The 15,534-nt window shown below is 75.7% G+C and carries 11 protein-coding genes; 8 read left to right on the top strand and 3 right to left on the bottom strand.

Annotation, left to right across the window (positions count from 1 at the left end):
- Positions 1-25: 25 nt before the first annotated feature.
- From ACFCY1_RS02195 to ACFCY1_RS02185, 3 genes are all read right to left on the bottom strand, one after another.
- A complete protein-coding gene (locus ACFCY1_RS02195; protein ID WP_375873220.1) occupies positions 26-589 on the bottom strand; it encodes a DUF4291 domain-containing protein in 564 nt (187 codons plus the stop codon).
- 116 nt (positions 590-705) lie between these two features.
- Positions 706-1,260, bottom strand: a complete 555-nt coding sequence (locus ACFCY1_RS02190) for a hypothetical protein (RefSeq protein ID WP_117489893.1) — start codon at positions 1,258-1,260, stop codon at positions 706-708.
- Between the two features lie 38 nt (positions 1,261-1,298).
- The gene (locus ACFCY1_RS02185; RefSeq protein WP_181970700.1) at positions 1,299-2,057 is read right to left on the bottom strand and encodes a tyrosine-protein phosphatase; all 759 of its coding nucleotides are present in this window, start codon (positions 2,055-2,057) and stop codon (positions 1,299-1,301) included.
- Between the two features lie 348 nt (positions 2,058-2,405).
- Here ACFCY1_RS02185 and ACFCY1_RS02180 point away from each other — a divergent pair, with 348 nt between their 5' ends.
- From ACFCY1_RS02180 to ACFCY1_RS02145, 8 genes are all read left to right on the top strand, one after another.
- On the top strand, positions 2,406-3,182 hold the full coding sequence (locus ACFCY1_RS02180; protein WP_375873219.1) for a GntR family transcriptional regulator: 777 nt from the start codon (positions 2,406-2,408) through the stop codon (positions 3,180-3,182).
- A gap of 145 nt (positions 3,183-3,327) precedes the next feature.
- On the top strand, positions 3,328-4,449 hold the full coding sequence (locus tag ACFCY1_RS02175) for a CdaR family transcriptional regulator (RefSeq protein ID WP_234348527.1): 1,122 nt from the start codon (positions 3,328-3,330) through the stop codon (positions 4,447-4,449).
- Between the two features lie 392 nt (positions 4,450-4,841).
- Positions 4,842-5,570 (top strand): OB-fold-containig protein, encoded by a 729-nt coding sequence (locus tag ACFCY1_RS02170; RefSeq protein ID WP_049655429.1) that lies wholly within the window; start codon positions 4,842-4,844, stop codon positions 5,568-5,570.
- Positions 5,571-5,694: 124 nt separating this feature from the next.
- On the top strand, positions 5,695-7,725 hold the full coding sequence (locus ACFCY1_RS02165) for a flotillin family protein (protein WP_049655427.1): 2,031 nt from the start codon (positions 5,695-5,697) through the stop codon (positions 7,723-7,725).
- Positions 7,726-7,846: 121 nt separating this feature from the next.
- Positions 7,847-12,598 (top strand): DNA repair ATPase, encoded by a 4,752-nt coding sequence (locus tag ACFCY1_RS02160; RefSeq protein ID WP_375873218.1) that lies wholly within the window; start codon positions 7,847-7,849, stop codon positions 12,596-12,598.
- A 34-nt stretch (positions 12,599-12,632) separates the two neighbouring features.
- Positions 12,633-13,043, top strand: a complete 411-nt coding sequence (locus tag ACFCY1_RS02155) for a PPOX class F420-dependent oxidoreductase (RefSeq protein ID WP_375873217.1) — start codon at positions 12,633-12,635, stop codon at positions 13,041-13,043.
- A 137-nt stretch (positions 13,044-13,180) separates the two neighbouring features.
- Positions 13,181-14,035 carry a class I SAM-dependent methyltransferase gene (locus ACFCY1_RS02150; protein WP_074005600.1) on the top strand — a complete coding sequence of 285 codons (855 nt, stop codon included), beginning with the start codon at positions 13,181-13,183 and terminating at the stop codon, positions 14,033-14,035.
- 7 nt (positions 14,036-14,042) lie between these two features.
- The gene (locus ACFCY1_RS02145) at positions 14,043-15,095 is read left to right on the top strand and encodes an aromatic ring-hydroxylating dioxygenase subunit alpha (RefSeq protein ID WP_375873216.1); all 1,053 of its coding nucleotides are present in this window, start codon (positions 14,043-14,045) and stop codon (positions 15,093-15,095) included.
- Positions 15,096-15,534 lie beyond the last annotated feature (439 nt).

Raw genomic sequence — 15,534 nt, 5'->3', positions numbered from 1 at the left:
GCCTCTGGTCGCCCCGGGCCTCGGGTCACCCCAGGCCGAGGCGCCGCGCCGTCGCGGCGGGCAGCGGGTACGGGCGCTCGGGCGGCAGCAGCCGCTGCGCCTTCGCCGCCTGCCCGCCGCGGACCAGCGCGGCGATCCGCTGCACCTGCGGGGTGAGGTCGGTGAGCCCGACGACCCACTCCTCGGCGTAGCGGCGGACCAGCGACCGGCCGACGCCCACCTGGATGCTGTAGTGGTTCAGCGCCGCCCCGCGCAGCGACCGCTCCGGGTCCCACTGCACGTGGACCTCGGCGCGGGCCACCACGTCCGGGTGCGCGGTGGTCAGGACGGCGCGGGCGAGCGCCTCCTCCCAGCCCTCCCGGGTGATCCGGACCGCCAGCACCCTGGTCTGGCCGGGCTTCTGCGCCCAGTTGCTGCGGTGCATCAGCCAGCGGAACGAGGGCTTGATCCACGTCATCCGGTGGAAGCCGAACGGCGCCGTGAACCGGCCCGCCGCCAGCGCCGCGTCGGCGATCGCCGGCGGGTAGGCCTGGTAGAGCACGATCGTCCGCCCGTCGTGGTCGGCCCGGATCTCGCGCAGAGCGGTCATCCCGCGCCACCCCCTTCCGCCCCGGCACGCTGCCCGCCCGGCCACGCTGCCAGCACCGACGGCACGGCGCAACGGGATTAGGGCACGTCAACGGGCGCGGCGCCAGGGGCGCACCGCTATGGGACGAACTGCGCGCCGATCAGCCCGTGGCCGGCCTCGGCTGCGGCCCGCCAGACCGGGAGGACGGCGTCGAAGAGGCCGGAGAGGTCGTCCGTCCGCAGGGCGTCGAGGGCCCGCCGCTCGGCCGCCCGTCGCTCGGCCCCGTCCAGGTCGAACACCGCCTCGACGGCCGGGAGGGCGGCCCGCACCTCCTCAGGCCCGACAACCACGTCCCCGAACCAGCCGGGCAGCCCGGCCGTCCGCTCCGGGCCGAGGCCGTGCGCCAGCCCCAGCACCGGGTAGCGGTTGCGGGCCTGGACGGCGGCGCACGGGCCGGCCGTCCCGCAGTCCTCCCAGACCGCGTACAGGCCGTCCGGGTCCTCCCCGAGCGGACCGACGGCCAGCTCCTCCAACTCCTCCGGCGCCAGCCCCTCCCGCTCCCAGCGACGGCGCAGCGCCCGGTTGCCCGGGTCCGCGGCGTGCGCGTCGAGCAGCGCCCGCAGCCGCGGCCCGTGCCGCTCGACGACGTCGGCGGGCGCGGGGATCAGGAACCACATCGCCTGGTAGCTCATCGCCCGCCAGCGTAGGCGCGGGCTCCGACAGGTCGGGCTCAGGCGGCGGCGCCCGCCTTGGTGCGGAAGGCGCCGAGGGTGGCCGCCGGGACGCCGCAGGAGGGGAGGAAGGAGGCGGCGCCGCCGTGGTGGGTGCGGACGCGGTCAAGGAAGACGGACATGGCCTCGGCCGGGGCCTCCAGGAGGGGCGCGGGGATGGTCAGGTTGCGGCCCCGGGAGTCCGTGACGCGGGAGGTGGTGCGGTCGTTAAGGGCGGTGCGGTGGCGCTCGGCGAGGCCCGCGAAGATCTGCGGGAGGGCGTCGGCGGTGCGGGTGTAGTCGGCGACGATGTGCTCGGCGGGGACGCCGAGGAGGTCCAGCAGGAGGGCGGTCAGCAGGCCGGTGCGGTCCTTGCCGGCGGCGCAGTGCAGCAGGACGGCGCCAGGGCGGACGGTGGCGTCGACGGCGGCGGCCACCGCGTCGGGCGCGGACTCGGCCAGCAGGACGTAGAAGTCGCCCAGGTCGGCGGCGGTGGCCATGGTGCCCATCCGCGCGGTGAGGGCGTCGGTGGCGGGGTTCACCGGGGCGGCGACGACGGATATCCCGGCGGCCTCGGCGGCGGCCCAGTCGGCGGGGTCGGTCTCGCGCGGGTCGCGCAGGTCCACGATGGTGCGGATGTCGCAGCCGCGCAGCTGGGCGACGGTGGCCTCGTCGGCGGCCGGGAACGGCTGGGCGGAGCGGTACAGCACACCGGGGCGGACCCGCCGGCCCTCGGGGTCGCCGAGGGCGGCGGCGTCGCGGAAGTTGACCAGGGACATGCGGGAGGCCTTTCGGTGGGGCCGCACCCGGGAGGAGAGGGGGAGATCCGGAGGCGGAGACATCTAGACGTCTAGATGTGTAACCCCTCGGGGGGCCGCCGGGCAAGCCTCGGTGGCGCGGGTCTCGCCGACGCGGGCCTCGATCGGTACATCCTTCTATCCCACGCCCATCGCCCGCCCACGGCGACCCGGGGGCCGCGGTGTCCCGTACGGCACGGCGCCCGGGCGGCCCGAGCGGTGACGAGGGGCACAGGCGGCACAGGCGACACAGGCGGCCCGAGCGGCGCAGGCGGCACGAGCGACGCAGGCAGGCCGGGCGGCCCGGGCGGGCTCCGTAGGATCGGGCCCGTGGCGACGAACCCCCCGGACACCCCGAGCTCCCCGAACACCCCGGTGTACCGCCGCCTGGCCCGCCGGCTCCAGGAACGCGTCGACGCCGGCGCCTACCCGCCCGGCACCCGGCTGCCCAGCGAGCCCGAGCTGAGCGCCGAGTTCGGTGTGAACCGGCTGACCGTACGGCAGGCGGTGGCGGAGCTGGAGCGGGCCGCCGTGGTGGAGATCCGCCGGGGCGTGGGCACCTTCGTCCGCCCGCCCGCCGTCCGGGTGTCGATCGCCGTGGACCCGCGCAGCCAGCGCTTCGACCTCGGCAGCGTGCCCACCGCGCTGCCGAACGACGAGTCCACGGACGGGGAGTTCGTGGTGGCCGCTCCGCCCGTCACCGGCTCGGCGCAGGACACGGAGGCGGCCCGCCAGCTGGGCCGCACTCCGGCGGAGCTGTCCCGGGTGGACTCGGTGATCCGGCTGGGCGGGCGGGCCCGGGCGGCGTGCAGCTACTGGGTGCCGTTCGGCCCGCTGCCCGCCGAGCTGGTCCGGCCGGGCCGCCCCGGGAACCTGGTGCCGGACCTGGCGCGGGCCGCCGGGGTGGAGCTGGAGTACGACTGGCGGGCCTTCGGCGCCGTCGGCGCGGACCTCGCGGACGCCGAGCTGCTGGGCGTCCCGCCGGGCACCGCGCTGCTGGTGCGCGAGGGGGTCAGCTGCACCCCGGACGGCGCTCCGGCGCTGTACGTACGGCGGCGGATCGACGGCAGCAGCGCCCGCTTCGTCCTGCACTTCCGGGACCGGTAGCGGGGGCCGCCGCGGCGGGCGGCAGCGGCCGGTGGCCGGGGCCTCCTCGGCTGGTGGCAGGGGCCGCCGCGCCCGTTCCCGGCCGGAGCGCCCCTGATAAATTCAGCGCCGAAATACCGGGCCGCACGGGGGTTGGCAGGACAGGGTGACCGAGGAGATCGACTACGACATACCGACCGAGCTGGCCGAGGTCTACCTCGTGCTGCTCGCCGACGTCTCCCGCACCGGCCGGCTGCTGCGCCGCGAGGAGCTGGAGCGCCTGCGAAGGCTCGGCGAGCACTGCGCCGAGGCCGGGCACGGGCTGCGCGAGGTGGTCGCGCACTGCCTGGCCGCGGCCCGGCGGGCCTGGCAGACCCTGCCCGGGACGACCTCCGCGAGCAGCGTCACCGAACTGCGCCGGACCGGCGACGCGGTACTGGCCGCCACCGACGCCGCGCTGGCCGCGCTGGGCGAGGGCCACGAGCGGGCCCAGCGCCTGGCCGTCCGCCAGGAGGAGGCCGCCCGGCGGGAGTTCATCGACGACCTGCTGTTCGGCCGCAGCGACCTCGGGCTGCTCGCCGAGCGCGCGGAGCGGTTCGGGCTGCGGCTGGCGGGCGCGTACACGGTGGCGGTCGCGGTGGGCGACGAGCCGTTCGCGGACGTCCATCCGCTGGTGCACCGGGTGGAGCGGGAGCTGGCCGGGCGGTTCGGCGAGCGGGACGTGCTGCTGGCCAGCAAGGACGGCCGGCTGGTGTGCATCGCCCCGGACTCCGAGCGGGCCGTGCTGGAGGCCTTCGCCGAGCTGACGCTGCGCCCTGGGAGCGGCCGCGGCTACCAGCCGGTCCGGCGGGTGGCCACCGGCCGCCGGCACTCGGGGCCGAGCGGGGTGCTGCGCAGCTACGAGGAGGCGCTGGACGCCCTGGACTACGCGCAGCGGCTGGGCCTGCCGGCCCGGCAGCTGCGGGCCGAGGAGCTGCTGGTCTTCCCGGTGCTGATGCGTGACCGGTCGGCCATGGCCGACCTGGTGCGCACCGTGCTCGGCCCGCTGACCGAGGCGCGCGGCGGCGCCCGTCCGCTGCTGGACACCATCGCGGTGCAGGCGGAGGCCGCGTACGTGAACGCGGAGGCGGCGCGCCGGCTGGGCCTGAGCGTGCGCACCCTGGGCTACCGGCTGGAGCGGATCAAGGCGCTCACCGGGTACGACCCGGCGGACGCGCTCCAGCGCTTCACCCTGGAGACGGCGGCCATGGGGGCGCGGCTGCTGAACTGGCCGGAACAACCGCTGTAGTGCGTGGGACTACCGCTGTAGTGCTCGGAACAACCGTTGTAGTGCACGGAACAACCGTTGTAGTGCGCGGAACTACCGCCGCGGTGCGCGGCGTTACCGCCGTGGTGCGCTGGACTACCGCCGTAGTGCGCGGCACGACGGCCGTAGTCCCCGCCGCCCAGGGAAGGGCCGCCGCGGTCCCGCCGCGCGAAACCCGCGCGGCGCCGCTGCGACCGTCCGGCGGCCGTCCTGTTGCCTGGTTGTTGCAGTGTCACGCGGGCCGCGTGTACCAGGGTGTCAAGAGGGCGTAAAGATTGCCGGATCCTGGCAATGTGCGACGAGCCCCGGCGCTGTCATGATCTCCCCGGTGCCGAAGCGCGGCGCCGGTGGAGAGGCGGGGGAGGGTGGCCGGGATGGGGGGATTCTTCGCGGCCGCGCTGGCCTTTCCGACGGCGCTGTTCAGCTTCGCGCTGGTGGTGGTGGTCGGGTACTGGTTGCTGATGCTGTTCGGCGGCCTCGTTCCCGGCGCCGTGCACGGGGGGCACGACGCCGGGCACCACATGGACGTCGGGCACGCGGGGCACCACCTCGGTGCCGAGCACGGGGGGCACGTCGGACACGGGGGGCACGGTGCCGGGGGGCACGGTGCCGACGGGGGACCCGACCGGCCCGGGGAGGGCCACCACACGGGCGTGCTGGACGCGCTGGGACTGGGCGGGGTTCCCGTGACGGTGGCGGTGTCGCTGCTGGTCGCGCTCGCCTGGTTCGTCAGCCTGGCCGGCACCGTCCTCACCTCGGGGGCGCCGGCGCGCGGCGGCGTGTTCGTCGTCGCGCTGGCCGCCTCCTGGGCGGGCACCCGGGTGCTCGTCCGGCCGCTGTCGCGGCTGTTCCCGCAGGACCGGCCGGCCACCCGGGGGGACTTCGTCGGCCGGGTCTGCGTGATCCGGACCGGCCGGGTGACGGCCGACTTCGGGCAGGCCGAGGTCACCGCGGAGGACGGCTCCACCGCGACCGTCCAGGTCCGCACGGCGGAGCCCGAACCGGGCCTGACGGCCGGGCGGACCGCCCTGATCTTCGACTACGACGCCGTGGGCGAGCACTTCCTGGTGGCGCCCTTCGAGCCGCCGTCCACCGGCGTCTGATCCCCGGCCTCCCGTTCCCCGGCCGGCCCTCCGCCACCGCACTTCCCTTTCGCACCACCTCTTCCCATCGACTCCTCGCACCACCTCTTCGCTCCAACTCGCCATCTCGTCAAAGGACTCCGTGATGGACACCATCGCCGTGGGTTTCGGCGTGCTCGTCGCCGTCGTGCTGCTCATCCTGCTCGCCATGCTGCTGTTCGTGGGCCGCCTGTTCCAGAAGGTCGAGCAGGGCAAGGCACTGATCGTCTCCCGGACGAAGAAGGTGGACGTGACCTTCACCGGCGCGATCGTCCTCCCGGTGCTCCACAAGGCGGAGTTGATGGACATCACCGCCAAGACGGTGGAGATCCACCGGGCCGGCCGGGACGGTCTGATCTGCCGGGACAACATCCGCGCGGACATCCGGATCTCGTTCTTCGTCCGGGTCAACAAGACCGTCGAGGACGTCATCAAGGTCGCGCAGTCGATCGGCACCGCCCGGGCCAGCGATCCGCAGGCGATCCAGGAGTTCTTCGCCGTCAAGTTCGCCGAGGCGCTCAAGACCGTCGGCAAGCAACTGGACTTCACCGACCTGTACACCCACCGGCACGAGTTCCGGGACCAGATCATCGCGGTCATCGGCACCGACCTCAACGGCTACACCCTTGAGGACGCGGCGATCGACCACCTGGAACAGACCCCGATGAACCAGCTGGACGCCGACAACATCCTGGACGCCCAGGGCATCCGCAAGATCACCGAGCTGACCGCGATCGAGCACGTGCGCACCAACGAGTACCAGCGCACCGAGGAGAAGGAGATCACCCGGCAGAACGTGGACGCCCGGGAGGCCGTCCTGGAGCTGGAGCGCCGGCAGGCCGACGCCGAGATCCGCCAGCGCCGTGAGATCGAGACCCTGCGGGCCAAGGAGGACGCGGTGATCGCCCGGGTGCAGGAGGAGGAGCGGCTCAACGCCCAGACCGCCTTCCTGCGCACCGAGGAGCTGCTCGGGGTGCAGCGGGAGAACCAGGCCCGCGAGGTCGCGGTGGCGCAGAAGAACCGCGAGCGGGTGATCGCGGTGGAGAACGAGCGGATCGAGAAGGACCGCCTGCTGGAGGTCGTCGGCCGCGAGCGGGAGACCCAGCTCGCCACGATCGCCAAGGAGAAGGAGCTCGAGTCCGCCAAGCGCGAGGTCGCCGACGTGGTCCGCGAGCGGGTCGCGGTGGACCGCACCGTCGCCGAGCAGGAGGAGGCCGTCAAGACCCTGCGCGCCACCGAGGAGGCCGAGCGCGTCCGCAAGGCCGTCGTGATCCAGGCCGAGGCCGAGGCGCAGGAGAAGCTCGTCAAGGACATCAAGGCCGCGGAGGCCGCCGAGCAGGCCGCCACCCACAAGGCCCGCGAGGCGCTGGTGCTGGCCGAGGCCCGGCAGCAGGCCGCCGAGCTGGACGCGGCCGCCAAGATCCGGATGGCCGAGGGCGTCCGGGCGGAGGCCGCGGCCGAGGGCCTGGCCCGGGTCCAGGTCCGCGAGCAGGAGGCCGCGGCGGTGGAGAAGGTCGGCCGCGCCGAGGCCGTCGTCCAGGCGGAGAAGGCCAAGGCCGCCGCGCTGGAGATCGGCGGCCGGCTGAAGGCCGAGGCCGAGGGCCTGACCGAGAAGGCCGCGGCGATGGCCAAGCTGGACGAGGCCTCGCGCGGGCACGAGGAGTACCGGCTGCGGCTGGCCGCCGAGAAGGACGTCCGGCTGGCCGGGCTGGACACCCAGCGGCAGATCGCCGAGGCCCAGGCGGCGCTGGTCGCGGCCGGGCTGGAGAAGGCGAAGATCGACATCGTCGGCGGGGACTCGGTGTTCTTCGACCGACTGGTGCAGTCGGTGTCGGCCGGCAAGAGCGTGGACGCCTTCGTCGCCCACTCGCAGACCGCGCAGACCCTGGCCGGGCCCTGGCTGGACGGGCGGGCGAGCTTCACGGACGACCTCACCCGGGTGCTCTCCTCGGTCTCCACGGCCGACGTGCAGAACCTGACGGTGTCCGCCCTGCTGATGAAGCTGATCGGCTCGGGGGCCGGCGACCAGGCCGGTCAGCTGCGCCAACTGCTGGAGTCGGCACGGAAGCTGGGCGTCGCGGAGACCCCGATCGGGGCGCTGGCCGGCGGGCTCGCCTCGGCCAACGGCTCCAAGTGATCCGCTGAGCGGGCACGCCGACCGCGCTGAGCGGGCACGCCGACCGCGCTGACCGCGGCTACCGATCCAGCCGCATCGATCGCGGCAACCGATTCGACCGAGTCAACTGAGGAACGTGACCGTGACCGTGGATGCCCTCGACGCCCGGCTCGACGCCGGCACCTACGAGGTCCTGCGCGACCGGCTCGCCCGAGCCGCCGCCGAACTCGCCGACCGGGCCCAGGCGTTGAACGCCCGCCGGGTCGCCGAGTTCGGCGGCGGGGAGCTGCGGCTGGCCGGCACCGGACGGCTCACCACCGACCGGGCCTGCCTGCCGCAGGACCTCACCGCCGCCGGCGGGCTGCTGCTGCTCGCCACCCGTCCGACCGAATCCGGCGACGGCGCCGGGGACTTCACCGACGTCCTCGGCCTGCACCACCCCGACCTCTCCCCCGCGCCCGCCGAGGGCACCCTGCTGGACGACCCGCGGCTGCGCCAGGACCTCGCCGACCTGCGGCGCTACTTCCGCGACGCCCGGCTGGAGCGGCTGCGCGCGGTGGACGGCCGGCTGCTCGCCGTCTTCCGCACCGGCCCGACCGCCGCCGACGTCCGGGTGCTGCGCTGGCGCCTGGACGGCGGCCTCGCCGACGACGCCCAGCCGTCCTACCTGGACGGGCGCGGCGAACGCGACCACACCCCCGCCGACGGGCAGCAGCTGCCCTGGACCGCCCTCACCCGGGACGACCAGCTGCCCGCCGGCCCCGGCCGCCCGCCCCGTGCCGACCTGGCCGGCGAACTGCTCGTCGGCGTCGACGGCGGCCGGCTGACCATCACCGCCCCGGACGGCCGGGAGCTGCACCGCGAGCCGCTGGCCGAGGCCCTGCAGACGCTCGCCGACGCCCGGATCGCCCACGCCCGGCTCGGCACCCTGCTGCTGGTGCGCGTGCGCCCGTACCAGGAGGAGACCGAGCGGCACCTGGTGGTGCACCTGCCCACCGGCACCGTCACCCGGATCGACGCGCTCGGCCAGGCCTGCCTGCGGCTGCCCGCCGACCAGGGCGTGGCCTTCCCCGGCGGCTGCCACCTGGTGGACGGCACCGTGCGCACCTTCGACCAGCCGGTCGACGGCCTGCGCTACGAGCGCACCCTCCTCTCGCCCAACGGCGAGGACGTGCTGTACGAGTTCCGCTCCCCCGCCGACGGCCGCGCCCTGCTCCAGCCGTACAACAGCGTCCGCCAGGAGGCCGCCGCCCCGCTGCCCTGCCAGGGCTACGCGCTGCTCGCCGACGGCACCCTGATCGCGCTGCGCCCGGCCGAGGACGGGCCGACCCGGCTGCACCCCGTCCAGCTCTGGCAGACCCCGTTCACCAGCGAGCGCTTCGCCGCCGAACAGCCGCCCGGCAGCGGGCCGTTGGCCCGGATCGGCAACGCCGACCTGGTCCGCGGCCTGGCCGACTGCCTGGCCCTGGCCCGGCTGGCCGCGGCCGGCGCCGACACCCCGGCCGGCCACCAGGCCGTCCTCGCCGCCTGCACCCGCACCGCCGACCGGCACCACTGGCTCGGCCAGGACGGCCTCGGCGACCTCGCCGCGCCGCTCGCCGAGATCCGCGACACCGCCCGGCAGGTCGTCGCCGAGTACGAGGCCGTCGCCCAGCTCACCGCGCACGCCGCCCGGCGGACCGACGAGGCCGCCGAGCACGTCGAGGGCCTGCTGCGCACCGCCCGCGGCGAGACCCTGGCCGACGCCGCCGAGTGGGTCGACCGGCTGGCCGGACTGCGCCGCGCCCAGGGCCGCGTCGAGGCGCTGCGCGACCTGCCGCGCGCCGATCCGGAGCGGATCGACGGGCTCGCCGCGCACCTCGCCGAGGGCCTGGCCGAGGCCGCCGACCGCGCCGTCGGCCAGCTCGCCGAGCCGACCGCCTTCGAGCCCCACCGGCAGCGGGCCGGTGAGCTGGCCGAGCGCTGCGCCGCCATCGCCACCGCCGCCGAGGCCGAGCCGCTGGGCCTCGAACTGGGCGGCCAGAGCGAGGCCCTGCAGACCGTCTCGGAGCTGGTCGGCACCCTCGACCTGGCCGACGCCACCACCCGCACCGCGATCCTCGACCGGCTCGCCGACGTGCTCGGGCTGCTCAACCGGGCCCGGTCCGCGCTGACCGTGCGCCGCCGGGAGCTGCGCACCCGCGAGGCCGCCGCCGAGTTCGCCGCCGAGACCGCCCTGCTCGGCCAGGCCACCACCGCCGCGCTCGCCGCCGCCGACACCCCCGAGGCCTGCGACGAGCAGCTCGGCCGGCTGCTGCTGCGGATCGAGCAGCTGGAGACCCGCTTCGCCGACGCCGACCCGGCGCTCGGCGAGCAGCTCACCGCCCGCCGCACCGAGGTCCACGACGCGCTCACCGCCCGCCGCCAGCACCTGCTGGAGGAGCGGGCCCGGCGCGCCGACCGGCTGGCCGCCTCCGCCGGGCGCGTCCTCGACACCCTGCACCGCCGGCTGGCCGGTCTTGACACCGCCGGCGAGATCGACGCCGCCCTCGCCGCCGACCCGACCGCCGTCAAACTCCGCGACCTGGCCGGGCAGTTGACCGCGCTCGGCGACCGGGTCCGGGCCGAGGAGCTGACCGGACGGCTGCGCGCCGCCCGCGGCCGCGCCCACCGGGCCCTGCGCGACCGCGCCGAGCTCGCCGGGGACGGCCCCGGCACCCTGCGGCTGGGCCGGCACCTGTTCGCCGTCACCACCCAGCGCCCCGAACTCGCCCTGGTGCCCTGGCGCGGACGCCCCGCCTTCACCCTCACCGGCACCGACTACCGCTCCCCCGTCACCGACCCGGCCTTCGCCGCCACCGAGCGGTACTGGGACCGCCCGCTGCCCTCGGAGACCGCGCGGCTGTACCGCGCCGAGTACCTCGCGGCGAGCCTGCTGCCGGCCGTCGAGGCGGCGGCGCCGCTCACCGACGCCGAGCTGCTGGAGTACGTCCGGCGGGCCGCCGAGCAGCGCCCGGACGAGGGCTACCAGCGCGGCGTGCACGACCACGACGCCGCGCTGCTGCTCCGCGCCCTGCTCCGACTCGACGCCGAGGCCGGGCTGTTGCGCCACCCGGCGGGCGCCCGGGCGGCCGCGCAGCTGTACTGGGCGCACGGCGCCGACGAGCGGCAGCGGCTGCTCTGGCACACCCGGGCCCGCTCGCTGGGCCTCGCCCGGGACGCCTTCGGGGGTGCCCCGGCGCAGGCCGCGCTGGACGCCCTCGCCCGCGAACTCTCCTCCGCCGTCGCCGACTTCGTCCCGGGAGCGGCGCCCGCCGGGCCCTACCTGGTGGCCGAACTGGCCGCCGCCGCACCCAGCTTCGCCCACTCGACGGGCGCCGCAGCACTGCTCGACAAGTTCCGCGCCGCCCCCGAGTCGGCCGGTCTCACCGAGGCGCTGGCCGCACTGCCCGAGGAGCCCGAGCTGCTGCCAGTACGGCGCCAACTCGCCGCCGCCTGGCTGGAGTCGGGCACCGTCGACGCCGATCCGGCGGACCTCGCCGAGGCCGCCGCCGCGCTGCTCTGCCCGTCCCTGCCGCGCCGCCCCGCCGAGGGGGCCGTGGGCGCCAGGATCACCGGGCTGCTCGGCGACCACCCGCGGCTCGCGGGCGGCGCGCTCGACCTCCGGCTGGACGAACTGCTCGCCCGGGTGGCGGAGTTCGAGCAGGTCGAGGTGCCCGGTTACCGGGCCTACCAGCGGCTGCGCGGCGAACTGCTGGCCGCCGAGCACGCCCGGCTGCGGCTCGACCAGTACCGGCCCGCCCCGCTCAACGGCTTCGTCCGCAACCGGCTGATCGACCAGGTGTACCTGCCGCTGGTCGGCGACAACCTCGCCAAGCAGCTCGGCACCGCCGGGCCCGGCGGACCGGTCGACCGCAGCGGCCTGCTGCTGCTGGTCTCCCCGCCCGGCTACGGCAAGACCACCCTGGTCGAGTACCTCGCCGAGCGGCTCGGCCTGCTGCTGGTCTCCGTCAGCGGCCCCGCGCTCGGCCACCGGGTCACCTCGCTGGACCCGGCCGAGGCCCCCGACGCGACCTCCCGGCGCGAGGTCGAGAAGCTCAACTTCGCCCTGCACGCGGGCGACAACGTGCTGCTCTACCTGGACGACGTCCAGCACACCTCGCCCGAGTTCCTCCAGCGCTTCATCCCGCTGTGCGACGCCCAGCGCCGGGTCGACGGCGTCTGGGACGGCGAGGCCCGCGAGTGGGACCTGCGCGGCAAGCGCTTCGCCGTCGTCATGGCCGCCAACCCGTACACCGAGTCCGGCCGCCTCTTCCGGCTGCCCGACATGCTCGCCAACCGCGCCGACGTGTGGAACCTCGGCGACGCCGTCGCCGGGCGCGAGGACCTCTTCGCGCTCAGCTTCGTCGAGAACGCCCTGCCCGCCAGCCCCCACCTGGCCCCGCTCGCCACCGCCGAGCGCGCCGACCTCGACACCCTGCTCGCCCGCGCCGGCGGCCTGCCCGGCGGCACCCTGGCCGGCGCCTGGCCCGCCGCCGAGACCGAGCGGATGACCGCCGTCCTCGCCGGCCTGCTCCACCTGCGCTCCACCGTCCTGGCCGTCAACCGCGCCTACCTGGCCTCCGCCGCCCAGGACGACCGCGCCCGCACCGAGCCCCCCTTCCTGCTCCAGGGCTCCTACCGCAACATGGCCAAGCTCGCCCAGCGCCTCGACCCCGCCCTCACCCGCCCCGAACTCGACGCCCTGCTCACCGACCACTACCGCGCCGAGGCCCAGCCCCTGGGCGCCGAAGCCGAGGCCCAGCTCCTCAAACTCGCCGAACTCCGTGGTGCCTTGACGGAGGATCAGGCAGCCCGCTGGGCGGAGCTGAAGCGCTCGTGGTCGGAGCGCGGACGAACCGGCGGGCGTCCTTGACCTGAAGGGCGCTTGAGCTCCTACCGTCGTCCGCATGACCTTCACCGCGCGCGAACGCGCCTACCTCACCGGCCAACCGCTGGCCCGCCTGGCCACCACCGGCCCGGACGGCTCCCCGCAGGTCCGGCCGGTGGGGTTCCGGCTCAACGAGGACGGCACCATCGACATCGGCGGACCGGACAACGCCCGCAGCCGCAAGTACCGCAACGCCCGGGACCGCCCCGAGGTGTCCGTCCTGGTCGACGACATGGCGCCCGCCGACGATCCGGTCGCGCCCGGCTGGGGCCGCGGCGTGGAGATCCGCGGCCGGGCGGAGGTGCTCGTCGTCGACGTCCCGCCGGTGGCGCCAGACCGGTTCAGCCGGGACGTCATCCGGGTGCACCCCCGGCGGATCGTCACCTGGAACCTGGAGGCCCTGGGCTCCACCGCCCGGGACGTCGACTGACACCTCGGCGGGCCCGACTCCCCCGCTGCCCGCCCTCCCCCACCCCACCGATGGAACGATGACCGCACGATTCACTCCATCGGGGTATCCGCGGGCGGCGGGGGTAGGCGGCGCCGCGAGCCGGGTAACCCGCTGGCATGAGCGCTCAGGGACTCGATCTGGCCGGGCTGCGCAGGGTGTACGGGCGGGCGGGGAGTCGGTGGTTCTACACCCGGGTGGCGCGCAACGCGCGGCACTGGGGGTGGACGGAGCCGGGGCAGTCGAAGTGGCGGTTGTGGCGGGCGCAGCGGCAGTTGGAGGACGTGCTGGGGCGCAAGCTGGCGCTGCCGGCCGGGGCGCGGGTGCTGGACGCCGGGTGCGGGGCCGGGGTGGTGGCCCGGGCGATGGCCCTGCGCTTCGGGCTGGCGGTGACGGGGGTCGACGTCCTGGACTTCCACCTCGCCGAGGCGGCCCGGCTCAGCGCCCGGGCCCGGATGGGCGACCGGACGGTGTTCCGCTTCGGGGACTTCCACCGGCTCCCCTTCGACGACGGGGAGTTCGACGGCGCGTACTCGATGGAGACGCTGGTCCACTCCTACGACCCGCCCCGGGCGCTGGCCGAGCTCCACCGGGTGCTGCGCCCGGGCGGCCGGCTGGTGCTGCTCGGCCCGATGAGCACCGGCCCGCTGGACGAAATGGAGCCGGGCGCACGGGCGTTGATCGAACCGTATCTGGACGCGATGACGATGACCGGCTCCAAGGTCTACCACGCCGGCAACCTGTCGCGGCTGCTCGCCGAGGCCGGCTTCGAGGTCGAGGAGGCGCTGGACGCGACGCCGTACTACCTGCCGACCTCGGAGGCCGTGTACGCGTACTTCCGGCTGCCGTGGGAGATACTGCGGCGCTTCGGCGATCCGGCCAAGTGGCTCAATCTCCGGTCCACGGTGGAGATGTACGGCGTTCGGGAGCACGTCGCCTGGTACGTTCACACGGCTGTCAAGCCATCGAGGTGAACTCCGCGTGGACGAGCGCTCCGCCCCCCTGCCGTACCCCAGTGGCTGGTTCTGCGTCGGCCGGTCCCGGGACCTGCCGCCCGGGCGGGTGCGCACGGTCCGGCTGATGGGCGAGGACGTGGTGCTGTACCGGACCCGCCGGGGCGCGGTGCGCGCGGTCGGCCCGCACTGCCCGCACCTGGGCGCGCACTTCGGGGCGGGCGGGAAGGTCCGGGGCGAGGAGCTGGTCTGCCCGTTCCACGGCTTCGCCTTCGGCCCGGACGGCTCGTGCACCGGTTCGCCGGACGGCATCCGGTTCCGCGGCGCCCTGGCCGGGCGCCGGCTGTGCGAGCGGGACGGCGCGCTGTTCGTCTGGTGCGGCCCCGGCGGCGGCCCGGGCAACGGTTCGGGCGGCGGTCCGGACGGCGGCGCACCGGCCTGGGAGCTGCCGCCGGCCCTCGGGGTACGTCCGCTGGCGTGGTGGAGCGGGGACGTGCTCTCCCACCCGCAGGAGGTGATGGAGAACAGCGTCGACTTCCGGCACACCCGGGTGCTGCACGGCCTGGACACCCGGGAGACCGCCCCGCCCGAGGTGGCCGGGCCGCTGTTCACCGTCCACCAGCGCACCACGACCCGGTTCCCCGGGCTGGGCACGGTGAGTCTGGAGCAGCCGGTGACGCTGTTCGGCCTCGGGCTGATGCGCATGGAGGTCGAACTGCCGCAGGTGGGCGGCACCTTGCGGGTGTGGGTGCTGCCGACGCCGGTCGCGCCGTGGCGGACCAGGGTGCGCTTCGCGGTGACCGCCACGGTGCCGGTGCCGGGGGTCGGCGCGGCGCGGGCCGTCGACCGGGCGGCCTCCTGGGCGGCGCTCCAGGCCTCGGTGCGGATCATCAAGCAGGACCGCCCGGTCCTGGACCACAAGCGGTACCTGGCGCAGCCCCGGCTCGTCCCCGGGGAGCGCTCGATCGGGCTGTTCCGCCGGTGGGCGCGGCAGTTCTACCCCGGGTTCCACCCCGAGCCCGCCCCCGGGTTCCACCCTGACCCCCGCGCCGGGCTCCAGCCGGAGCCGGACGCCTCCTGAGCCCCGGTCGGCGCGGCCGGCGGCTCCCAGTCCGGGTCGGGCAGCCCGGGGACGGCCCGCCCCTCGGCCCGCCAGCGCCGGGCCAGTTCGGCGTAGATGGGCGTCTCCGGACCGGGTTCCACCACGGGTTCCGGACCGGGTTCCACCACGGGTTCCGGCACGGGCGCCGCCACGGGCGCCGCCCACGACTGCTCCGGCGGTCTGTCCGGAACGCCGTGCAGGATCGTTTCCTCAGCCAGCGGCCGCTCCGGTTCCGGCAGCCTCCCAAAACCACTCACACCCGGCCAACGCGCCCCGCCCGTACCGGGACACGGCCACGTCAACCCGGCTCCCCGCAGGTCAACCCCCTGCGGGGAGCCGCCGGGGGGGCGGGAAGTGGGGCCCCCCCCCGGCAGGGCCCCGCAGGGGGGTGTTTAAAAAAAAACAACCCCCACCACAA

This window comes from Kitasatospora sp. NPDC056273, from assembly GCF_042268845.1.
Classification (GTDB): domain Bacteria; phylum Actinomycetota; class Actinomycetes; order Streptomycetales; family Streptomycetaceae; genus Kitasatospora.
The sequence above is the reverse complement of the archived record's forward strand: the minus strand, read 5'-3'. Positions and strand labels throughout refer to the sequence as shown.

What these genes read in the sequence shown, in the direction of transcription:
- ACFCY1_RS02190 (WP_117489893.1), bottom strand. Translation starts at nt 1,260, where the DNA reads ATGAGCTACCAGGCGATGTGGTTCCTGATCCCCGCGCCCGCCGACGTC.
- ACFCY1_RS02170 (WP_049655429.1), top strand. Translation starts at nt 4,842, where the DNA reads ATGGGGGGATTCTTCGCGGCCGCGCTGGCCTTTCCGACGGCGCTGTTC.
- ACFCY1_RS02185 (WP_181970700.1), bottom strand. Translation starts at nt 2,057, where the DNA reads ATGTCCCTGGTCAACTTCCGCGACGCCGCCGCCCTCGGCGACCCCGAG.
- ACFCY1_RS02195 (WP_375873220.1), bottom strand. Translation starts at nt 589, where the DNA reads ATGACCGCTCTGCGCGAGATCCGGGCCGACCACGACGGGCGGACGATC.
- ACFCY1_RS02155 (WP_375873217.1), top strand. Translation starts at nt 12,633, where the DNA reads ATGACCTTCACCGCGCGCGAACGCGCCTACCTCACCGGCCAACCGCTG.
- ACFCY1_RS02165 (WP_049655427.1), top strand. Translation starts at nt 5,695, where the DNA reads ATGGACACCATCGCCGTGGGTTTCGGCGTGCTCGTCGCCGTCGTGCTG.
- ACFCY1_RS02150 (WP_074005600.1), top strand. Translation starts at nt 13,181, where the DNA reads ATGAGCGCTCAGGGACTCGATCTGGCCGGGCTGCGCAGGGTGTACGGG.